Below are 21,813 nucleotides of genomic sequence, written 5' to 3' on the forward strand. Positions count from 1 at the left end.
TTATCATAATCCAGTATACGTTTTTTTCAATAGGTGTATACCGTTTCAACCCAAGTGCGAAGCACTTTTCGAGTGTACGGTAGTACACTCTTAATCCTGCACGTTGTGTGAGGTTTAGGTTTTGGCCTTATTTTTTTGCTTTTGACTTTTATTGATCTTTATTATTTGATTTTGACCTTCGATTTTTTGGTTTTGAAATTAGGTTTTTTAATTTCTTCAGGGGTTTCGTTTTGTCTTATTTTTTTGAGGGTTTGACCTGGGTTTTGTACTTTTGAATGCATTTTAATTTTTGTAGTTAATCAATCCACTTCAAATGAATAATGATCCCAAATTAGATTCAATCGTACAGAAAGAATATGTAATCAGGGGGAATTACAAACTAGTTTAACTTAAACTAGTTTAAACTAATTCAAACTAGTTTAGATTAGTTTAAACTAGTCTAAGTTCATTTAAATAAAAAAGGCCAATGCTGCCTGAAAGCAACATTAGCCTTTTATCATTCCATCTTTATGCTTTTAACAAACTTCAAGGCATCTACAGCAGATGCTTTACGTCTGACTTGATTATCTTCTGAAATCGGTTGAGTTTTTTCAGTTGATTTATCAACTGATTCAGCAGCCAGTGGAGGATCAGTTTCAATTACAACAGGCTTTTCAACATTAGTTCTAGTGCTAGCTATTACTTCACTGCCTATCTGTTCATGCGATTCAAGCAACCGATGCAGAAAGTTTTTAATAACGTAACTAAAATCAGGAGAAGTAATCAAACGAATTTCTTCTTCAGAAAAACCATCACACTTAAGTGTGATTGAGTCACCACCAAAGGAAGCTTGACGTGTTTGAGGTTGGTTCACCTTAGCAAAGCCACCTTCTTTTCTGGCCTTTAAAGCTTCTTGGATGAGTCTTTCCGTTAATTTATTTCGGCTGATATCTTCAGAAATAAGCATTTCGTTAAATTCATCTATCCAATTTGCATTTCGAGCAGGCGTAAAAGAAGTTGACTTCCCAGCCTCGTAGCCTTTAGGATCCATTAATCTCCATCCTTTCTCAAAAAGGGGCAACGCCCCTTTTCATTTAGCTCTGAAGCTGCTCAACTTGTAATCTCATTAAATAGCTCACAATTAAATATGCTTTACTAGTAAAATACTGTGATTCTAACAAGTCTGGAATAATTACTTCTTTTTCCTCTAAACCGTTAAGACCGCCGTAATGGCCAAACAACACACCGCCACCTACTGCTACAACATGATCTGTATTTGCCATTGTCCAGGCTAACTCAATGTTAGACGATTGCAACTCAGCGTAGTTTTTCATTTCTTTTAGAACATGTTGTGTTATATCAACATTTTTACTTCTAGCCCAGCTGTATGTGAATTTCGGAGCTGTTCCTTTTCTTATTGATTCTTCAATAACAGGTTTGATTAACTTTTTCATAAAAATTTCTCTAGAAGTTAGCTCAGCCGGCTTTCTTGTATCATCTTTTGTTTTCTCAATAACACTTCGCTGCTGTTCAAACGCCGGATCGTTATATACTGCTTCAATAATACGGTCAATATAAGAATTTGTACCAATTCTGCTCATTTCACCTTGATTATCTTCAGCAAAACGTCTAGTCATTACTTTATCTAATCCAGTCTCGTTAAAAACAGCATAGTCACTTGTACCAGCACCTAGATCGGAAATAACATAAGTAGTTCCATCTAGCTTATTTTTCAATTCCGTTTCAACCAGTTCACCATTTTCAATATCATACATTAATGCAATCGCTGTAGTAACACTTTCAGCGTGAATTTGAGCTTCTTCATCTTTAATTATGATCAGTACCGTTTCGCCAGCATACGGGCCATCAATAAATGTAACCGTATGTTCACCAACAAATCTTTGTTTTAAGGTTTGTTCATGCTTAAGATACCCTTTTGACGGGATTCCTGTAGATAAAGGAGCAATAACTTTTCTCTTAGATACCTTTAATGCAGAGACCGCAATACCTGCTAAAACTGGTAATACAAAAACCTTTCTATTACTATCCGAAAATTTATCTTCAGCATCACCATTTTGCGAAATAGAAGGCTGCACTTTATCAGGTGACTTTTTTGCATTTTCACCTACATACCAGGATCTATTGTTTTCATCCTTATCCATAGCAGCTGAATCAACACGTATATGTATAAAATCTTCGATGTTCGTTTTATCATTCTTATCAACTTGTTGGTTATATGCAACTGCATGAGCTGGCGCTGGTGCAATTACTGTAGGAATTGTAAAATTCTCAGTTTTACCTGACTCATCCAAATAAGAAACTTTAGTCGTAATGTTACCTGGATCGATCCCTGTTAATAAAACATCCTTTTTATATAAATCTTCTACCACAATAATTCCTCCATTTATAAACTAGTTTAAACTAGTTTAAGTTAATTTAAGTTAGTTTAGATTCATTGAAATTAGTTTAAACTACTGGTTAATCAGTTATATTCATTATCTAGTTTAAACTAGTTTAAGTTACACTAGTTTAAACTAAACCAGACTTTGTGGTTTATACTGTTCTAAAGCGACTAATCCAAACTTAGTTATTTTATAGCCAATTATTCTTTTATCAGAGAATTTTCGATTACTAGTAATAAGGACTCCACCTTCTAATCGACTTAATTCTTTGTAACATTTTTCTTGGCTTAGATTCGTCTCTTTTCTAATCTCATAAAAATTTAATTCAGGACTAGTATTTATAAGCTCTAATAATTCCCAGCTAGTTGGAGTTAAAGTATCAATAATTGATTGCAATGGTACTGACAGATCTTTCATTAAATCCACCTTCCAAGTTCTTTTATTATAATGATGATATCATACGATATAAAATAGGTAAAAAATTAAAAGCTATTATCTAGCTTTTAAAACTCTTCTATTTTTCAGTTTAAACCAAATTACAAGGAATGTTAATAAGATTATTGCGAAAACTGTGAAACCAACAAAATATCCTATTAATTCATTCAAATATTGAAGTTCATAGTTTTCAATCATTTCAAACCAAATAGAAGAGACTGTGCTTTTTATATCCTCTATATAATATCCATCTTTATACCAAAAAAGAGCAGCTCCGAAACCCAGGAGTGGAATTGGGGTTAATGATAATACATACAAGAATAAAATCAGTTTGCCTAGTTTCTTAATCATCGATCCCCCCACCTTTAGAGATCACGATAACGGATCTTCACTAAGTTTAAAGTCTACATCATTCTTTTGCTGGGTCTTAGGCTCAAGAAAGTCTAGTTCTTCAACCAGCACTTCTAAAACACCATGCTTCTTCCCGGTTTCTCCGTCTTCGTAAGTTCTCGATCTAAGTGAGCCAGAAATACCAACCAGCATGCCTTTTTTTAGTCTATCAGCATATAACTTCGCCTTATTCCCCCAAGCAATACAAGGTATAAAATCAGCATCGTATTCCTGGTGATTGTTTTTGTAACTTCTTTTAACAGCAACAGAAAAACTAACTACTGCATTATCTTCAGGCAACTTTCTAAATACTGGATCTTTAACCAATCTCCCATTAAAAATCGACTTATTTATCAGATTTAACACTTCCTTATATAATTATAATATAATTATAACATTTAGAGTAATCACTATCAAGAAATATTTTCTAGTAATAACAATATTTATAGAAGGTTTCTATGCACATACGTTCCCCTATTCATATTCTAGTTTTCCATGTAGAATTTCATTAAAAGAAGAACGGAGGAACGCACATGGAAGGAACGGATAAACTCTATGCACCAAAGGAAATCATCTTGCTTCTAGACATAGCTGACAGTACATTACGCAAATGGTCGATTGCTCTAGAAGAACAAGGATATTACTTTGCAAGAACGGTTAAACAAAGACGTATGTTTTCTGATAGGGATATAGTAGTTCTGAAATCACTTCGCAACCTGGTTCAAGTCCAAAACTTATCCTTACAGAACGCTTCAATTATTGTAGCATCAAAGTATAAAGATGAACCGTCCGCACAGGAGAACGGCGAGAACAGCGTTCCTGTAAACCGTTATGATAGCACTCAAATTGACACTTTAATTAAAGAGATCAATTCTTTAAAAGAAGGACAAGAACAGTTAAAAGCCTTTAATAACGAGCTTTTACAGACACTTAAGCAGCAGCAAAAATACATAGACGAACGGTTAAATAAAAGAGATGAAATGTTACTGGAGTCAATTAGGGAAGTTCAAAAGTCAAACACGTTGCTGATCGAACAGCAGCAAAAAGAAAAGAAGCGAAAAGGTTTATTCTCATTCTTTTCTAAAGAATAATTAAAAATCACCCCGGCCTAAATATGACTGGGGTGATTTTTTTATTGATTTCCTCTTTTCAAGGAACTCCAGTACCACTGAACAAAAACAACTGCACCAATCAAAAATAGGAGGCCTATTAACTTTGTTATAAATCTAGCTTGAAAGGTTGCATCTTCATTTCCAATAGACAACACAAAAGCTCCAATTATTACTCCAAGCAAACCTACTAATATGACCAAAATTGTCTTCATTCCGCTTTCAACCTCCTGTATTTTGATAATTTACAAAATCTTTACATTTTTTGAAAACCTTTTCTTTGTAAAATATGGTAGCATTAACCACATCAAATAGAAAGGGGAATTTGACATGAAAAAAAGGTTTTTACTAATTTTTAGTGTTTTACTTTTGTTCTTTGCCACTCCACTTCAATCACTGGCCGCACTATCTAATCAATCAGTACCAAACGGAATTAAAGATTCTCATACTTTTCAACTTGAAGGGGTTACTTATACCCTAACTTTAGAAACCGACGAGGATGTTCAAACTGCTTATATTGAAAGTGAGAAAGATGGTTTACAAACAGTCTCTTATGATCGTGTAAAAGATGAGCTTCGTTTTAATGGTGAGTTAGCAAGTGATGAATACTTGGCAGAAATAAGAGATGCCTCTGAAGATTTGTCTGAAGGCTTACAGAAGGGTGAAGAAAAATTATCTGGAGACCTCCAGATAAGCGATGCAGGATTTAGTACAATGTCTGACTATAATTGGAGACTTGTACATACATTTAATAATAGTTTTAATGTCACACTCTTTACAGTATATGCAGTCACAGCAATAATTTTATTATTGCCAACTGGAACAGGTGCTGTTATGGGGATAATTTTAACTGCAAAAATCATAGCTTCATTGGCTTCAGCTATAGTATCAGCAAGCGATACTAGTGGATCAACAATCTGGTATACATTTAAAATTTATTATAGTCCTAAAGATGGTTACTATAATAATATGTTTACACTTACTACCTATAAGAATAGTGCTAGAACTCAATATATTAAATTAGTTAACCATATAACACGCGCGGGTAAAAAATACGATTAACAATATAATTTGCAACACTGCAATGTTTAATACAGATTCCTAATTCTTTGGGATTTGATTTACATCATCCTAAGTAATAGAATGGGCTTACAACGATTTGTTAAAAGAGCTCTTAGGCTGCTTGCTGGCACTAAAAGCTCTTTTTCTTGTGTCTGAAGGATTCTATAAGCGTGAAGCTTAGATGCTGCTACAATCAGAATTACTTTTCCTTTTCCTCTTTTTCTTCTTCATTAAGGTCTTCAGGAAGAATCAAGTACTCTTTTTTTGTATCGGGAATAATTATTTTTTCTTCTTGCTCCGGATACCTGTATCCACTATCCTTTTTCATTGTCCATTCCTCCTAGTTTATATAGTATACAGTAAAAAAAAAATTATAATTCTGCTTCCATTCTTTTTATTAGCGCACTTACAGCATTTTTATATTTCATTGATTCTTCGGAACCTGATAGCTTTTCTAAGCTTTGTAATATGGTTTCAAAATGTTTAACTAAAGTATTGAAGGCTACATTAAACTCAATAAACTCCTGAGTTGAGGCAGCATGATCACTTTTTTTAACCTTTTCTCTTAGTTGATCCAATTCAATCTGAACCTCTTCTGGAATCTTCTCAATCACTGCAGGAACGTCAATAGGTTTCTTTTTGAGCTGACCTTCCAGTTCACTCATCTTCTCTTGTTTTTTTAATAATTCTTCATCTTTTTCCTTTAGTTCTCCAACAAGTCTTTTAAGTTCAATCTGATCCTCTGTGTTATTCGCCTTATCTAAGTCTTTTTTTAAGGTTTCAATCTGAATCATTGTTTTATCATTTACAGATAATTGATCACCTAATTGACCTTCAAGGTCTTTTGCTCGGCTTTGCTCAGTTCCTAAATTCGTTTCTAGTTCTAACAGTTTCTCTTCTAATTCTTTTTTCTCACTAATAAGCTTCTTTAACTGTCTAGCCGAAAGCTCTTCAACGTTATTCTTTTGGAGAAACTCTTCCCGTTCTTCACTCGGTACTCCTAGCAGCAGTACTGCTTTTGAGTATGTCAAATTCTCAATCGTTTGGGAATTTGGACCGGACAATTGTCCAGCACCATATTCCCTATACAATTTCATAAGATTATTAGCAGAGCTTTGTGAGTAGTCCACATTTTCATCTAACCATTGGGACCATTGGCCATGATCGACCATTTCTTTCGCTTCTACTAATCTACGGCCAATCTCAATGCTGTTACTCAATACGATTTTCTTTGTAGTGTCTTTAATACTATTTATTTCTGTCGCTATGACATCTGCTGTTCTCTTTGCTAAATCATTCATTATCCAGTTTTCCTTCCACTTGTAGATTTCTTCCTATTCAAAACACTATTCTCAAATCTATCTATAAACTGCTGAACCTCTTTTGTCGGCAGCCTTTGACCTTTCCCTCTAACTTGTTTGATCTTGCCTTTCTTTACTTCTACAGTATAAAAAGGAGCTTCCTGGTTCGTTTTTTCACGAATGAGTAAAATAGTCGTTTTTGCATATGCATAATCTTCTGCATATCCACCAACACAATGATTAAGTGCAGCTCCTTCATTTATCAGTTCCCTTGTACTTGCAGCTGGCCGAATAACAAATTGTGAGTCGCTATATTCATAGACTTTTAGCTTATTCATCCTGTTTTTAATATGTCGATCTAGTAAATCATTGGCCTCATATTTAATTTGCTTATTAGTGTTTTGGTGAGCTGTATATAAGTTTGAAGGAAATATAACCATTTCATTATCAAGATCTAGTAACAGCTTCTTACAATCGTTTATATAATCTTTCCAATCAGACAAAACATGGGACATTCGATAATAATGCTTCTTTTTATCTTTATCTAACTGTTTTCTCAAATATTTAATTACTTTTTTTATGTTTGTAGGTCTTAACTTTAAAATTGGATTCAGGTCATTAACAGTGTCTAGTTCTTTACCAATAGATAATGCTTCATCTATGGATAACTTGGAACCATCTTTTTTTCCAAGTTGATACAATCTTAATGCGCTTGTACTTAACTCAGCAAAGTGAGGTCTGATCGTTTTAATATCATTCTTTTCTAGTTTTAAAACTTTATCTATTGTCTTCCCACGCCAATTAATTGCATTATTCGTTTTTCTACCAAACAATTTAGCTTCTACCATACTTTTCAATCCCATTTTTGAAAGATATTCGATACATGGATAATTTGAAAACAAACTGAAAAATTCAGTCATGTCACATTGTCGAAAAGCAAAATCTTCCCATGTTGAATATTGAAACAAAGTATTATTGACTGCATTTTCAATAAAATTTCTCGGACAAAATTTAGATGTTCCAGGAAAACTCTCTTTTAAGGAAAATACGGACTTTCTCTCTGTAAATGAATCATTCCAACCATAGTTAGCATAGAACTGACTTTGGCCTGGTTTAAACAAATATAATCCATACAATTTGATGCTAGTTTCAACCTTCCTGTAATCATCTTTATAATTCCGATAAACGTAAATTCCTCTTGCTATAATAGCTGTAGGATCTACTTCTGATTTTTCATAAAACACTGCATATCCATCATCAAACATAAATTTACGGCCTAAACCACTTGCTTGAATACGGCAATTGGATTGACATTTAGGACATACGGTAAAACCTTTATGTTTCAAACCTTCTGTTCTAAAATCTTTATGACAGTGGGTACAATAGCCAAATTGTTGTTTACCTTTCCTATATGTAAAAATGTATCGACTCTCTAAAAGTACTGTATTATTAATATAATCATGAATTTCATCACTGTAACCTTCCGGAAAGTGTTGTAAAAACTCTCTCGCTTCTTGTGTTGATCCTTTCATTACAATAGATCCTCCAATCTCACATCAAATTTAACCCTAGTTTTATTGACTTGATTTACAACTGCAGCAACCTTATCTGTGCTGTTTTTTTCCTTCAACTGGTCTTTTATCCCGTAATATTTTAAGACAATTTTAAACCCTTCCTCGTCCGTCAAAATCCCACAGCCGTTTACTGCAACTTTCTTAGCTTCTTTTTTCATAGCAGCAATACTTTTACTGATTGTTTTTCCTTCAACCATTATTTTTTCAGATGCTACCGGATTAGTTTCTATACAATCCAACAAAAATTTACCTACATGTTGAAAATAACCGCCTTTTTCCTTATCCATTTCAGCCTTAATTTTTTCAATCGCTTTGTCTTTCATTGGATAACCTCCTTCATTTTGTTGAAATAACGTGTGACCTTTTTGACAACTTTCTGAGCAATACAGAGATTGCTGGCCAGCACCTACAATAAAATCAGCACCACAGCCTGAACATTGGCTATACAGCTTACGCATACTTTAAGGTAGAATCTGCTTCCCGGAATGAAGCAAAAAACATTTCTAACAGATGATTTGTTACTGCTTTCGGTATCGTACCAAGTCTTTCTTTAACTAAACTTTCAATGATTCGAACTTTTTTAGTCCAATATTCATAAAACATATATGAGTCCCTAATTCCCTCCTGAAAAGCAGGACCCAAAGCTTCTTTCCCCTTCTTAATAATCTGCATTAGGTCATAAGCTTCTCTTCTTTCTTGCCGGCAAAACTTTAATAACAAAAGTAAATCATATGTATGATAGAGCTTAAGAAACATGGTCGATTTTTGAGCATCCACACGATCTACAGCACCTTTAAGTTTCTGCATAGTTTGAATTTCAACATCAACTTTAATCTCGCAAAATGAACAATATAGCTGACTATTCATTTTATTTAGTTTTGATTGACAATGCGGACAAAACACCATGATCTAACCCCCTATTTGATTACTGCTCCCTTATATATATATATATACAATTATAATATAATTATATATAAAATGCAATTGCTATTCATCTTTTTATCAAATAAAATTCAAAAAGCCCTCTCAATAGAAAGGGATCCTGATGACTTACAAAATAAAGCTGCAGCTACTTCATTAAGCCCTATTTTTAAATTTTTTTGGTGTAACCTCTATTAAGAGCAATCGATCAACTTCCCTAATTATCTCATCAATCACTGGAAGAGAATCTTTTGTAGAGTCTTTAATGTTTTGTTCAACTAGTTTATTCATTGCTTCAGTGTAACGATCAACATGTCTTTTACCAGTAAAAAATTTCATAATTCCTGAATTCATCAAACCTAAAACTGGACTCCCTGAAGATAGCTTACTCAAATATCCTCCTATTGAAGTAGAAATAACACCACTCATCGCATTTATAGAAATATCAATATTTTGATTGATCCTTTCCATTTCCAAAGCTAATTCAATAATTTTACCATGATCTGAAACATTAAAAGCTGGACTTGTAAGGATCAGCTTGATCGTAACAAATTCTTTCGATCTATGAGTATTCTTCTGATAACGATAATCTTTAAACATTTCAGCTTCTTTTCTTAATAAAGTTAATAATTTGATTCTTTGAGTCTTTTCATTTTTTAAATTCTGCCTCTCATTATGCTTTTTAGTGATAAAGAAAGCACAATATACAGAAATAAACGGTATGATGAAAGGTAAAACATGCTCAGCTATATGTAGAATCTCCTTTAAATCCATAGTCGTCCCCCTCCTCTAAATCTACCTATCTTACGTAATAATCAGTAAATATGTTTCATAATCAATAAAGAACTAAAAACAAAAGACAACGTACCAATGCAAGACAGATAGCCTAAACAGAAAAGAAAGGGTAGTACTGATATGTAATGGCAGACTGGCTCATTAAAATCAACTGATATATTTGATAGTCGGTGGTGAATTACCTGGTATAATATCCCCGTCTTCAAAAGCTTCTATGGCTTCTATTTCTCTATCAAGATTGATTAAGGCTGTTTTATCCTTCAGCTTGTCTTTATGTCCTGGTGAAGTGAAAGCTGACAGCTGCACAAGGTCTCTTCGTGCTTGCTTTAAAACTAATAAATGCTTGAATAAGATGCTTTTTGTTGTATATTTAGTAACTGCATTTCTTCCACGGCCAATAACCTTTTTTACTATTAATTTTGAACGCTTTAAAACCTCTTTAAGAGTTGATAGAGCCATTCCAACTTCTTCAGCAAGGGTTTTTAAGGAACCTTCAAAGTATGGGTTTGTAGCACTGATATGGGCCTTTAAATACTCCACTAAATCACTTTCTCTTTCATCGTAATGGGATCTTACCCGATCCTCACGATTCTTTTTAAACTTATACCACCCATTACGGCCAGAAAATGTTGCAGATCCATCAGTCCATAACTGAAGAAGCCCATCAACATAAGTTCGTTTTGGACCAGCTCTTCTCCCTGAATAAGCAGATTTAATTGTCTTTTCGAATTCTCTCTTAGATAGTGGTTTCTTTAAATTTGAATTAAATTGATCTAATTCGTCATACGCTTCTTCAAAGGGTTTCTCACTTGCGTAATTAGCCAGGGCTAGGGTATAAAGGGCGTTATTTCTACCAGCACCTAAATGGCCACTTCCGATCTCAACAGCGTTAATTAGAGCCTTATACCAGTCTGAAGACGTATAATCCAATGCTTCAGCATTGGCAGCTCCCCCATAAATAACACGAAACTTATTCTTGCGTTCTTCTTTCTCATGGGAAATAGACCAGGAGATTAATTGATTTGTATTAACCGGCTGATCATCAAAAAATATAATATTTGAATCGGCTGGCATGCGAAAGAAGCCAAATGGATTGCAGTTTAAGTCAATAGGAAGCGACTTTTTTAATCCATTAAGCATATTTTCTGATACACGCTCTGCAACCCGTAATGCCTTGTAATCTTCTTTTGCATGAATAAAGAATGGTGTTTCCAGAACAAAGAAGCCCTGGTATCCCTTCGGAGTTTCCAAAACAATATTAGGTCTTGGAAGTCCAACTTCATCACAGGTTAAAAAGATCTCATAAGGATCCACTTTTTTAGTATCAATGTCAAAACCAATTACATTTATTTGCTTTAAGTTATCTTTTGTATGGCCCTTAATAATTCTTTTCTTAAAATTATAATAAGTGCCATATCGGAACGTATTAGGAGTCCAATGCGATAGATCATTATATTGTTGATTCAGTGTTTCATAGGACGTAACAATGTATCCTATACCTTCCTGAAGATCTTCTTTAGTAGGCGACACAAACACAACGCCTTTTTTATATTTAAGATTAGTCCTAACGTTCTTATATTCAACACGCTGAACTAGGGATGCTGCGGATCCACTGCGCTTATATAACTCTAAGTCATTCTGAGTCATAAACTGTATCACGTCAGATACAGAAAATTCAGTAACCTGTGCCATGGAAATTCCTTTCCGGTAACACAAAAAAGTGCCACCTTGTTAAATGTCATGGCAAAGACACGTAACAAAATGACACCCTATAAATATGTATAAAACACAATGATCTGTAGGAATAAAATCTAAACTAGTTTAACTTAAACTAGATGACTTTTATTCTTTACAAGCCAAAAAAAACATGTTAAAATACAATTAACAATTTAAAGAAATGCGAATGATTTTGGGTGTCATTCGCTACTCAAAAGTCTGATGCTCCAACATCAGGCTTTTTTCTTTGCTATTTAATTTTTTAATAGTCTCTATTACTAATTTTTTCTATTTATCTAGTAAAATTATGTGTATCTAGTAAATATCATTCTATTTGTATACTATACTACAATAATCGGCAACAATTTTCAACAATCTTTTAAATATCATATCATATCTTATCGTTATAAAGTGGAAAATTTTTAAAAAACGAGACCTAAATTTAGGTCTCGTCTTTTTTTGTCTTATAAAGTTCTAGCATTTCTTGTATCTCGTCAAATTCCGCATGCTTCATTAATTCGTCTAAATTCGATTGCAGCTTGTTCTGCAGCACTTTTTTTCTTGGATTTTCTTTTTCCAATACATTTAGCAGCTCGTTGATCGCATGCCGGATAATATGTGTTTTTGTCACATGTTGGCCAACAAATTGATTAGCTATATCGGTAGCCCTATCAATCGTCTCTACGTCTAAATATAATGGTAACTGTACTTTCTCTCCAGCAATCCTTGCTTTAATGTGCTTCGCCGTAACACCTGGTCCAGGTCCTTTGTATTCTTCACTAATATAACCATCAATGGTTGATGATCTTTCCATTTTATCAATATAATGATCCAGCTTATCTTTAACATCACTTGATACATGTACAACAAAAAATTGTTTCTCACTACTTTTTATTGGATTATCTTTTAAGTACTCTGCGTATGCATCCAGGATAAACCTTATCACAGTGGCTCTACCAATATAAGCTGGAATATTCTGCTGATCTAACAATGATTTTAACTTTTTGACATAGCCATCAATAATAGTTGCAGCTGCATCAGAAAAAAACATAGGCACAATCACGGTTTCCCCGTCAGGTTCCCATTCACTCAGTTTTTTTAATTCATCTGGACTATCGGGAAATTCAAGTTTATGTGATAAGATAAAATCACTTATTAAACGGGATCTTCTCGATACCGGTATACAATCATTAATTTGCTTTAATTGTTTTTTGAGCAAATAAGCCGGTATAACAATACTCATTAAAATCCTACTTTCAGTTTTTATTTATAATTATAATATAAAAATATACATAAATTCAACAATAAAAGAAACCTTAGTGGATATTCTAAGGTTTCCCAACAACAAATTTTAAGAAAAAAGTTATTTATACTATAACATAAATACAAAGTAGAATAAAGATCTTTTCATAGTCATTAAAGATAATGCTTTCTTAAAGATGAGCAAAAAAGCCACAAATGGCTTAATTGCTAAATAGATCCTCTTAAATTCAATCTTATGCGGTCTGTATTCTTATTCCACTAATATGGCCAAGAGTTTTTTCAGGTCTATATCATTGCTGAATATCACTTTACATTCTTTTCATTTCTAGATCGAGATATCTTCATTGCTTTATTTATTGATCGCTCTTTGTTGGTAATAAACTTTGAATACAATAAATCATTAATCTTTTGGGGGAAATATCCCAAACGCTCTATTAACAAATTCTCGATGCACCAGCATTTTCTTGTCCAATACTCATATTCTTTTCCCTGTTCGTCAGCTACTTGGGAATATTGCTGAACTTCAGAATCCTTGCTACTATCCGACTTTAACCCATCAACAGCAACATTAAATGTTCTAACAAGATTATATAAATCTGCTCGTTTCAAACGTGCTTCTTTTAAACAAAGAATTAGATCAATCGTATGCAGCTTTTTCAGCTCATACAAAGGCTTCTCAGCATCTGCAATCGTAATCATAGGCTTTTGCTTTATGTGTGGCATTCTCGCCCCGTTTTGAGCGTACATACCGTGCTCTGAGTCTGGACCCAACAACACTTGGCAAAAAGTACATTCTGCATGATCTTTAAATGGTCCGGCATCCATTATCCTCAATGAAGTAGCGCAATATGGACATGTAATCATGTGCTATTCTCCAATCCTATTAAAAGTTTCACTGTTTTGTTATCGTTATCGTTATCGGATCGTTTTTATATTTTCACCTATCCCCTTGTGAAAGGGGATAGGCGGATATTTTATAAATATCCTTTTTCTTTTAAAGAAGTAAAGTTTGAAGTGCTTCCTACCACTAGCGAATCCAACACCGTAACACCAAGGATCTTACCTGCTTCAACAAGCCTTTGTGTCATTGTAATGTCCTCCCTGGAAGGAGTAACATCCGAACTCGGATGGTTATGTCCGACCACGATTGATGTTGAATTATTTAGCAATGCCGCCTTGAACACTTCTCTTGGATGTACGATAGTAGCATTGATAGAACCAACATGACATCTATAGATTGCTATTACTTCATGCTTGGTGTTTAAGCAAAGAACCATGAACACTTCTCTATCTTCATCCCCGATTTCCTTTCGTAGTATCTCAGCCGCAATAAATGGTGCTGAAATCCGATTTAATAGGTGCTTTGCACTTCTTTTTTTTGTTACTTGTTTGATCCTAACGATTTCGATAACAGTTTCCAAACTATTCTCTCCCTTTTTTCTTAATGATTTGTTGTTTGCTCCGATTTAAAAACTTCTCTTCCTCACCTCCCTTATATTTATAATTATAATATAATTATATATAAAAGTCAAAGGTTTTCTATTAATTTCTCTTCATAAAATGCCTATATATCAACCTTTCGGAAGTTCTGAAAGGTTCGCAACCACACATAACCATATATACTTTTACATACATTGGGCTTGCTGATTAAACAGCTGAAATTACCATTTACATACTAATTAAACGAATATTAATTCTTTCAGAAGTTCCGAATCATACAAGAAGCTGAACATGATCCTGTTGACTCTCTAGCTTCCGAACCACTCATAACCATAGACTCTTTAAAATTACAGCCAAACGTCAAAAACAATAGTCAAAATAGCACTACAACGTAGTGCGCATAAACTGACTTTTCAAGTATAAATGTCTGACTGAAACGAAGTGAAAGGAATTTATGCCTTGAAAAGAGCACCTGTTCAAATACCGTCTTGATCAAACGAACCTTCCGTTCGTTTCCCGTCCCAATGACGGGCCATTGCAGAAGATTGTTAAGGGACTGGTCCCTTGACCAGGTTTGGACAGAGTCCAAGGTTTTCATTATCCTGTTTGCGTTCAGCAACTGTCATCGGCAGCATCCAGCTGCCGGCTATTAAAATAGCTTAATTAGGAATGGCTGACTAATTAACATTCCAAATTGGACAGATTCACAAGCGTACAGCGTGCTTATACACTTCATTTAGCGACGTCCAGGAGCGACATAGCGAATATTAGGTTTATGCTTTGATCTTGTTCTTTAAATAAAAAAACAGCCGGATGGCTGTCTTCCTTTTGATCTCTTCTGCTCTTGGTTTTGAATTTGTTTTTCTGTATTTGACTTTCGGCTCGTTCAGTACGGCCGGAGGCAAATGACAGAGGAACCTACAAGATGTAGCCGTTAGGCGTACAGATTGTGGTTATCCAGGCATTTAGTGCTGAAGCGACACGTTACAGCTGGTCGAAAAGGCGATCTTTCTTTTCGTTTCAGCTGTCGTGCTGCCGCCCTAAAAAGCTCCTATCACTTGTAATTGCTTTTCATTATTTAATCGATTATATATAATCGAAACGCTTTCTTCCTGGTAAGCATAATTTTCAACAGCTTCCGGACATTTGAGGTAGACTTCTATTGTCATTAGAGCTACCGGATTGCTAATAGCTATTTCAGAAGAAGGATATTCAGATTGTGCTTTATATTCACTGATCCCCCAGCTTAAAACTGATATATAACTTTCTACTGAATGACACTCAGATAAACGTGAAAGGAACTTGTCTAATAGCCCTTTTTGCATTATGGTTTACACTCCTTTCGACAGAAAAAAGCTTATAGGTAAATTATACTGATAAAATACCGCAAAAAACCACAGAAATGTGAACATTTCACCATAATTCGCCCGACATTTTCCGACAATCTTCGGCATTTTCTGTACCTATAGACCTATTTTCATTGTTTTTAACTTTACTATGTTTTGATATCAGCCAGCATACTTCATTTATTCCGTTTAGACTGTGAGGTTTCTCAACACGGATCACTGAATAAAAGAGGCTGAAAAGCCAGGTCTTAACTTCTAACTTTTGTCATATATCTCCATTATACCAAACATACGTTCTATTTTGTCTATAAAAATATAAGACTTTTTTGTAAGTTCATTTAACTTCTGTTGCTATCTCAATCATTAAGCATATCCAAAACTCTAACAATCGTTATCTATGTACCACTTCTTACAATCACAGCAGCGATAGATACGAATTTCTTCCTGAGTCCAATCTGAATCATCACCCATAATTCTTTTCCAGTCTTTATCAATATAGTCTTCTTCGTCATCAAGCTCTTCATCTGTTAAAATGCTAAAATGCCAAATTTCACAATTATGTATAGTTGAAAAAAATGAAGTTGGATCTTGGTTAATATAGGAACCGCAAGCCTTACACGCACCGCCAACCTCAATTTTACTCATGCTGCTGTCGTTCTTTTTTAATTCAATGTACTGAATTAACTTTTGAACTAGTCTATCTTCAGGATCGATTAGATCATCAAGATCTAATTCTGCCCCATCAAGTTTTAATAACACGTTACTACCTCCATCCTAATTTTTCAAAGAACATAGTTTAAGCAGCGAAACGCTTATGTTTTCGATAAGAACTTCTTTGGCCACCAAAACAGAACAAACAAGTTGGTCAACATAAATTTCACCTTAGACTAGATATTGCAAGTATCAACTAAAAAGGAGGTACTGCATGTTTACTACAGGTGAAATACTAATAATCTTCATTCGTTTTGTAGAATTCATTTATGAACTTTTCAAGGGTATAGAAGTCAATTTTATATGTATTCCGTTAATACTTTTTATTAAAATTCCATTTAAAACCTTTAAACTGTTGTTTACTTTTTTAAGAAGATTGAACAAAAAATAATCCTTGACTGGAGACTACTTCAAGTGGTCTCCAGTTTATCTAAACCCATGAAATCTTTTATTCTTTTTGATTTCTTTTCTAACAGGGATATACGCTAGACTTGAATATAAAAGGATGATAACTGGTATTAAGATTATAAATTTAGAAATTGTCTTAGATTGTTTTGCTGCCCAAGCGAATGAAGAACCTGTATCCGAATGCGGTAATAAAATAAGCGAAGCTAAAACAAATATTAGAATTAAACTTGTTGTAATTAAAAGATGTAAGCTTTTCATTCTGCTTTCCACTTCATATTTTTTCATTAATACTCACCCCTTGTTATATTATTCATCTATCATTAATTTTCATTAGTCATTAATAAACACTCCTATCATATCATCTAACCAATTCGCTTCTTGCAATAAATTTTCATCATCCATAGCAATAAATTCAGCCCTATCAATGTGCGTTTCTTCTATTTCGTGTAAAGTGGCTGTAGCTTTCACACAGAATGCAATTAAGTCATTACGCTTTTCTTCCGACAACTTTTCCAACTCCTTAGGATAAACGGACAAATTCACAAACGTTTGTGAATCAATATAATATAATTATATTATAATTATATTAATAAAAACTGGAAATTTCAACAAATTAATCTAGTGTTTGGTCTTTAATCAAAAAGACCGTTGATACATACATACCAACGGTTACAGCAATTTAATTTATCTGTCTAAAGCTCTCTCAGGTGACTTTTCTTTTGTTAGACTTGGTCTCTCTTTAGATATACTTATCTCTTCACCTACTACCCTTGAACGTTCATACTCATCTTTGGTGAAGAATACACATTTATGAAAGTTTTTCACTGCATTTTCTACAAAATTGTATTGATCCCTCACTGCTGGGTCAAATGGTTTCTTTCCATTAATTTCAGTTATTAGCACATTCTTAGTTTCAGGTTCTCTTTCAAAAACAGCAACATTCTTAACTTTTTCCTGATCCACTGCTGCCACATATACTTTTTCATTTCCTTTTGATAATTCTTTACTAATTGCCTCTCTTGCCGTTTCAATTTCTTTTGCTGGTTTAACAAAAGAATAATCACCTGAAAAAGCTACATCCATTAGAGATTTAGTTTGACCATTAATAGTTACAAATGGCTCCTTGTAATCAAGTGAACCTCTGTCTATTCTTACGATCTCATGTTTTTTCTCCTGGTTATTACGTGCAAGTAGATACTGGTGTTTTTCTGTATTATTAAAATCAATTCCAAACTTTAAACTAAGATCAAACTTCAACTGATTTAATCTGGATTCTCTAGATACTTGGGGACTTACAATCATTTTTGACCTTACTCCTGCTGCGCTTTGCTCCAAAACATTTCCTCCTTTAATTTATAATAGTGTTACCTTATTATATTGTAAATATAATAATATTTGTATTATATAATACAAATATTATCTAAGCCAAAAATAGGAAACGACAGAAGGAGCATTCATTTAAATGAATGCTCCTTCTTCTTTTCTACTAATAGGATGGCCAAATGATGTTGATGTTCCTGGTAGCACGGTAAAATAATGAGCATTTAGTGCATACTCTGTACTTTCTAGGTATGCAAACCCACCATTATTTTTATTCATTGTTACTGTTCCACTAACTGATCCACCAAATTGCTCCAAAACCACCGATATCTGCATCTCTTTTAAATCCAGAGTGATATCTTAATTTTACAGTTCCAAAGAAGTTATATCGTCATTTTGTTTTTGGTTTTATCATCCAATATACAGGTCTATTATTAGTTGTTGCTGAGAGTTCTGAACGTCCACCAGGTCCTACTGTTGAGAATGGTGAAATGGTGTTATCATTCACGGAACTACTAGTATATGTATTACCTATAAAATCTGATATAATTTTTATTACTTCTGGATCATCTCCGAAATTTCTTACAGTTATTTCATCATCTTGATAGACAATTTCACCACTTTTATTTTTATATGAGTTAAAATTTATTACAAAGGATAAAGCAATATTTAGCAAGTTAACAGACTATGTATAGTTAATAAAATTGTAGCATTAAAATTGAGATGTTCTTTAGCATGATCGCTATATAGGAGGCTTTAATGGATAAAAAATATCAGGTTTTTATTAGTTCTACTTTCGCTGATCTTCAAGAAGCACGCCAAAAAGTAATGGATACAATTCTACAGCTACACCAAATTCCTGCAGGGATGGAGATGTTTCCTGCCTCTGATGATGATCAAATGACTCATATTAAATCAGAAATAGATAGAAGTGATTATTATATCTTAATTTTAGGTCATCGTTATGGTTCTATGTCTTCTGAAGGTATTAGTTTTACAGAGATGGAATATAATTATGCCATTGAACAAGGAATACCTGTATTAGCTTTCATAATAGATAAAAATGTTCCTGTGAGACCAGCTGATTTAGATGCTACTGCAGATGCCAAGAAAAAATTAGATAAGTTTCGTGCTAAAGCACAGCGTAATAAGTTGTGCAAGTTTTGGACATCTCCAGATGATTTGGCTACAAAGGTTTCTACGAGTCTATCACATTCTTTTACTGTTAATCCTCGTATTGGATGGATTAGAGGAAATCAAGCCACTTCACCACAAGTAGCAGAGGAGTTAGCTTCTTTGACAAGAGAAAACAGAAATTTAAAAGAAAAGTTAGAGGGGTTAAGAGTTACTAGGCAACCCTCTATATTAGTGGGTATAAATAATTCACAAGAAATTAATTTAGAATATATGCGGGTTTCTCCAAACTTTTTGGAGGAGCCAGAGATTCTTATAAAAGAAAATGTACCTAATGAATATCTAAAATATATACAAGAAAAGGATTTTGAGGATTACAATTCATGGGTTCCTGAAGGAATTAAACAGATAAAAGAGTATAATAGAGAACTTTACCTTTTTGAAGAGATTAGTTCCACAGGCCTCGATTTTCAAATATCTTTAACTAATAAAGGTTCGATTAAAGCCAACAATATTTACGTAGATATTAAGTTTCCTAGTTCTGTTACTGTTTTAGAGGGAAAAAAAGGGGACTTTACTCAACCGGCTATTCCTTCTATAAAGATTAATCCAGTAAAAAGTGCAGAACGACGTTTCAATAAAGAATATATTCCCTTAAAAGACTCCGACTTTTTTTTAGCCTTAAATGGATTCTCTGGATATAACTTTAGAAGAATTCCGGATTTTGCTGCAGGGAATAGTTTAAGCCCTAATATTGGTCCACCCAGAAAATGTTATGCACATTTAGATGATGATGAAATCACCGTTGTATGTGATTCCTTAATACATACAAGGTTAAGGACTATTATAGATCCATTTATTTTAATACCTAAAGAACCAGGGGAATTTGAAATTAAACTATCTGTAATTTGCGAGGAATACTCGAAACCAGAAGAATTCATTATACCATTAAGCATAATAGAATAATGTATTTTTCTACTTAGATAAAAGGTTCTTTTAAAAACTAATAACCCATGCTTTATGTGTATTTGGCAATTAAATAATGCTGTTTGTGGCGGTATGTTTTTTGAATGTAAATAAGCCGAAATTATGCAGGAAATGAATAAAAACTTGCATATTTTCGGCTTATTAAAAATTGGAAATATTGAACAAACGCACCCGTTTGTGTAAGTACATTTCTTCACAAACCTAGCTAAAATAAAGATTAATGCTCCCTGTTAGCTCAACAATTTTAATGCTTCGTTAACTGACCAGATTTGATGTTCGTGAAACAAATTCTCTGCTGCTCGAATTGGTTCAACCCATACAACTAAGTTATCATCTTCTGTTGACTCACTTACTTGCGTACCCATTTCGCATAAATAGAAATAACCTTCACTAAGGTAATATTTATTTTCATTTGAGGAGAAAAAGTATCTTTGGGCACTACCAATGAAATGACCTAATTCTATCTCCATCCCCATTTCTTCTAATGCTTCCCTTTTCATACATTCTTCGTGAGTCTCATTATTTTCAATTCCTCCGCCAGGAAGAAAATACTTACCATCACTTTTTTTAATGATTGCAATTTTATCTTTTAGTTTATTAAACATTAAGCAATAAACAGCAGGTCTTTTTATGTATTCTTTAGCATCTTCTTTTTGACCAAATGTGATGACAGTCATAATTTATATCTCCTCTGTTCTTACTGTTTTAAACTAATTATACTATTGAACACTTCTTCAACAAACCTGACCGATTTGTGAAAGAACATCATTAATTTTGAGAAAACATTTTTCTAATCATTCTTATTTGGCCTCTATGGTTAATTTCGTCTTCAAATACGTGAAACCAGATGAAATAGTTATTAGAGGTGTGATTATCCCATAGTCGATCCTCATATAACCAATCATCGTTTAGTTCAGCTAATTCTTTCAATGTTCTATTTCTAACTTCTTCTAACTTGGCAATATAAAAATCTAAGGGGTAGCCTTTAATTTGTTCTCTTCCTTTATCTCCTAGACTGTAAGGAGCCCCCCATTCTTCCATCTCTTGTTCATTAGGACGCCTTCCATCAAAAATCTCTATTTGGAATCCTTTTTCAATAGCCGCCATATGTAATAATAAAGCTCCGATACTATTGCTTTCCTTGCTCGGTGAAAAATCTAATTCGGACATAGTTAAGCCATATACAGCTTCTAAAGTTGTTTTTCTAGCATAGTTCATTTGTGAGACAAGATGTCCTATTTGGGGGCTAAACCCCTTTAATTTGTCTATCTTAAACTCCATAATTACTGCACCTCATTTACTCAGTAGAAATCCCGCTATCCTAACCCCAATAAGAAAAAGCATCTTTAATGATGATACCATAATAAGGAAAAGATTTTATGTTCTTTTTTGAGCTAAATGCCCCTTTAGTGGAATAGAAAATGCAATTTCCCTCTATGTAAAAATCGCCCTCGTGACTTTTAATAAGATAAGAATTCTTCTTCAACTTTACTAAAATCACCCCATAATTCTGTACCGTT

Annotated in this window: 29 protein-coding genes; 3 read left to right on the forward strand and 26 right to left on the reverse strand. The window is 33.6% G+C overall.

The features are described from left to right. Nucleotides 1-496: 496 nt before the first annotated feature. The 5 genes from F7732_RS21270 to F7732_RS21290 all read right to left on the reverse strand — a co-directional run bounded on the left by F7732_RS21270 (nt 497) and on the right by F7732_RS21290 (nt 3,572). Nucleotides 497-1,030, reverse strand: a complete 534-nt coding sequence (locus tag F7732_RS21270) for a hypothetical protein (RefSeq protein ID WP_151576033.1) — start codon at nt 1,028-1,030, stop codon at nt 497-499. A 43-nt stretch (nt 1,031-1,073) separates the two neighbouring features. Continuing rightward, nucleotides 1,074-2,369: a ParM/StbA family protein gene (locus tag F7732_RS21275; protein ID WP_151576034.1), complete on the reverse strand. Its 1,296-nt coding sequence runs from the start codon at nt 2,367-2,369 to the stop codon at nt 1,074-1,076. Between the two features lie 144 nt (nt 2,370-2,513). After that, nucleotides 2,514-2,798 carry a helix-turn-helix domain-containing protein gene (locus tag F7732_RS21280; protein WP_151576035.1) on the reverse strand — a complete coding sequence of 95 codons (285 nt, stop codon included), beginning with the start codon at nt 2,796-2,798 and terminating at the stop codon, nt 2,514-2,516. Between the two features lie 75 nt (nt 2,799-2,873). Further along, complete coding sequence (locus tag F7732_RS21285; RefSeq protein ID WP_151576036.1) at nt 2,874-3,167, reverse strand: hypothetical protein; 294 nt, start codon at nt 3,165-3,167, stop codon at nt 2,874-2,876. A gap of 21 nt (nt 3,168-3,188) precedes the next feature. Next, complete coding sequence (locus tag F7732_RS21290) at nt 3,189-3,572, reverse strand: single-stranded DNA-binding protein (RefSeq protein WP_151576037.1); 384 nt, start codon at nt 3,570-3,572, stop codon at nt 3,189-3,191. 167 nt (nt 3,573-3,739) lie between these two features. Here F7732_RS21290 and F7732_RS21295 point away from each other — a divergent pair, with 167 nt between their 5' ends. After that, nucleotides 3,740-4,297 carry a DUF3967 domain-containing protein gene (locus tag F7732_RS21295; RefSeq protein WP_151576038.1) on the forward strand — a complete coding sequence of 186 codons (558 nt, stop codon included), beginning with the start codon at nt 3,740-3,742 and terminating at the stop codon, nt 4,295-4,297. A gap of 41 nt (nt 4,298-4,338) precedes the next feature. On the opposite strand, the gene F7732_RS21300 is transcribed toward F7732_RS21295, so the two are convergent. Beyond that, nucleotides 4,339-4,530 (reverse strand): hypothetical protein, encoded by a 192-nt coding sequence (locus tag F7732_RS21300; protein WP_151576039.1) that lies wholly within the window; start codon nt 4,528-4,530, stop codon nt 4,339-4,341. Between the two features lie 115 nt (nt 4,531-4,645). On the opposite strand from F7732_RS21300, the gene F7732_RS21305 reads away from it, so the two are divergent. Beyond that, nucleotides 4,646-5,377, forward strand: a complete 732-nt coding sequence (locus F7732_RS21305; protein WP_151576040.1) for a hypothetical protein — start codon at nt 4,646-4,648, stop codon at nt 5,375-5,377. Between the two features lie 199 nt (nt 5,378-5,576). Here F7732_RS21305 and F7732_RS23325 read toward each other — a convergent pair whose 3' ends face one another. The 17 genes from F7732_RS23325 to F7732_RS21380 form a co-directional block, all read right to left on the reverse strand. Beyond that, on the reverse strand, nt 5,577-5,705 hold the full coding sequence (locus tag F7732_RS23325) for a hypothetical protein (protein ID WP_275670942.1): 129 nt from the start codon (nt 5,703-5,705) through the stop codon (nt 5,577-5,579). Nucleotides 5,706-5,748: 43 nt separating this feature from the next. After that, nucleotides 5,749-6,678, reverse strand: coding sequence for a DUF3102 domain-containing protein (locus F7732_RS21310; protein WP_151576041.1), 930 nt, complete (start codon nt 6,676-6,678; stop codon nt 5,749-5,751). Then, a complete protein-coding gene (locus F7732_RS21315; RefSeq protein WP_151576042.1) occupies nt 6,678-8,210 on the reverse strand; it encodes a PcfJ domain-containing protein in 1,533 nt (510 codons plus the stop codon). The genes F7732_RS21310 and F7732_RS21315 overlap by 1 nt, the downstream gene beginning before the upstream one ends. Then, a complete protein-coding gene (locus F7732_RS21320; protein ID WP_161598930.1) occupies nt 8,210-8,575 on the reverse strand; it encodes a Cas9 inhibitor AcrIIA9 family protein in 366 nt (121 codons plus the stop codon). Before F7732_RS21320 ends, F7732_RS21315 begins: the two co-directional genes overlap by 1 nt. A 127-nt stretch (nt 8,576-8,702) precedes the next feature. Then, nucleotides 8,703-9,158, reverse strand: a complete 456-nt coding sequence (locus F7732_RS21325; RefSeq protein WP_151576044.1) for a hypothetical protein — start codon at nt 9,156-9,158, stop codon at nt 8,703-8,705. Nucleotides 9,159-9,329: 171 nt separating this feature from the next. After that, on the reverse strand, nt 9,330-9,947 hold the full coding sequence (locus F7732_RS21330) for a hypothetical protein (RefSeq protein WP_151576045.1): 618 nt from the start codon (nt 9,945-9,947) through the stop codon (nt 9,330-9,332). Nucleotides 9,948-10,115: 168 nt separating this feature from the next. Further along, on the reverse strand, nt 10,116-11,684 hold the full coding sequence (locus F7732_RS21335) for a primase C-terminal domain-containing protein (RefSeq protein WP_151576046.1): 1,569 nt from the start codon (nt 11,682-11,684) through the stop codon (nt 10,116-10,118). Nucleotides 11,685-12,126: 442 nt separating this feature from the next. Next, the gene (locus tag F7732_RS21340; RefSeq protein ID WP_151576047.1) at nt 12,127-12,927 is read right to left on the reverse strand and encodes a hypothetical protein; all 801 of its coding nucleotides are present in this window, start codon (nt 12,925-12,927) and stop codon (nt 12,127-12,129) included. Between the two features lie 323 nt (nt 12,928-13,250). Beyond that, nucleotides 13,251-13,811: a hypothetical protein gene (locus F7732_RS21345; RefSeq protein WP_151576048.1), complete on the reverse strand. Its 561-nt coding sequence runs from the start codon at nt 13,809-13,811 to the stop codon at nt 13,251-13,253. A 110-nt stretch (nt 13,812-13,921) separates the two neighbouring features. Beyond that, on the reverse strand, nt 13,922-14,368 hold the full coding sequence (locus tag F7732_RS21350; RefSeq protein ID WP_151576049.1) for a JAB domain-containing protein: 447 nt from the start codon (nt 14,366-14,368) through the stop codon (nt 13,922-13,924). Nucleotides 14,369-15,427: 1,059 nt separating this feature from the next. Continuing rightward, a complete protein-coding gene (locus F7732_RS21355) occupies nt 15,428-15,712 on the reverse strand; it encodes a hypothetical protein (RefSeq protein WP_151576050.1) in 285 nt (94 codons plus the stop codon). A gap of 402 nt (nt 15,713-16,114) precedes the next feature. Next, complete coding sequence (locus F7732_RS21360) at nt 16,115-16,492, reverse strand: hypothetical protein (protein WP_151576051.1); 378 nt, start codon at nt 16,490-16,492, stop codon at nt 16,115-16,117. A 378-nt stretch (nt 16,493-16,870) separates the two neighbouring features. Further along, entirely contained in the window at nt 16,871-17,137 is a 267-nt protein-coding gene (locus tag F7732_RS21365) for a hypothetical protein (protein WP_151576052.1), read from the reverse strand. A 45-nt stretch (nt 17,138-17,182) separates the two neighbouring features. After that, nucleotides 17,183-17,359, reverse strand: coding sequence for a hypothetical protein (locus F7732_RS22740; RefSeq protein ID WP_161598931.1), 177 nt, complete (start codon nt 17,357-17,359; stop codon nt 17,183-17,185). A 177-nt stretch (nt 17,360-17,536) separates the two neighbouring features. Beyond that, entirely contained in the window at nt 17,537-18,187 is a 651-nt protein-coding gene (locus tag F7732_RS21370; protein ID WP_151576053.1) for a hypothetical protein, read from the reverse strand. A gap of 123 nt (nt 18,188-18,310) precedes the next feature. Then, nucleotides 18,311-18,508 carry a hypothetical protein gene (locus F7732_RS21375; protein ID WP_151576054.1) on the reverse strand — a complete coding sequence of 66 codons (198 nt, stop codon included), beginning with the start codon at nt 18,506-18,508 and terminating at the stop codon, nt 18,311-18,313. A gap of 55 nt (nt 18,509-18,563) precedes the next feature. After that, nucleotides 18,564-18,848, reverse strand: a complete 285-nt coding sequence (locus F7732_RS21380) for a hypothetical protein (RefSeq protein ID WP_151576055.1) — start codon at nt 18,846-18,848, stop codon at nt 18,564-18,566. An 83-nt stretch (nt 18,849-18,931) separates the two neighbouring features. On the opposite strand from F7732_RS21380, the gene F7732_RS21385 reads away from it, so the two are divergent. Beyond that, nucleotides 18,932-20,272: a DUF4062 domain-containing protein gene (locus tag F7732_RS21385; RefSeq protein WP_151576056.1), complete on the forward strand. Its 1,341-nt coding sequence runs from the start codon at nt 18,932-18,934 to the stop codon at nt 20,270-20,272. A gap of 251 nt (nt 20,273-20,523) precedes the next feature. On the opposite strand, the gene F7732_RS21390 is transcribed toward F7732_RS21385, so the two are convergent. The 3 genes from F7732_RS21390 to F7732_RS22915 form a co-directional block, all read right to left on the reverse strand. Further along, complete coding sequence (locus F7732_RS21390; protein ID WP_151576057.1) at nt 20,524-20,970, reverse strand: NUDIX hydrolase; 447 nt, start codon at nt 20,968-20,970, stop codon at nt 20,524-20,526. A 91-nt stretch (nt 20,971-21,061) separates the two neighbouring features. After that, the gene (locus F7732_RS21395; RefSeq protein WP_151576058.1) at nt 21,062-21,574 is read right to left on the reverse strand and encodes a DinB family protein; all 513 of its coding nucleotides are present in this window, start codon (nt 21,572-21,574) and stop codon (nt 21,062-21,064) included. A 40-nt stretch (nt 21,575-21,614) separates the two neighbouring features. Then, the coding region (locus F7732_RS22915) for a hypothetical protein (RefSeq protein WP_205068228.1) at nt 21,615-21,813 on the reverse strand (199 nt) is incomplete at its 5' end.

The organism is Bacillus mesophilum, from assembly GCF_008923265.1.
GTDB lineage: Bacteria > Bacillota > Bacilli > Bacillales > Cytobacillaceae > Cytobacillus > Cytobacillus mesophilum.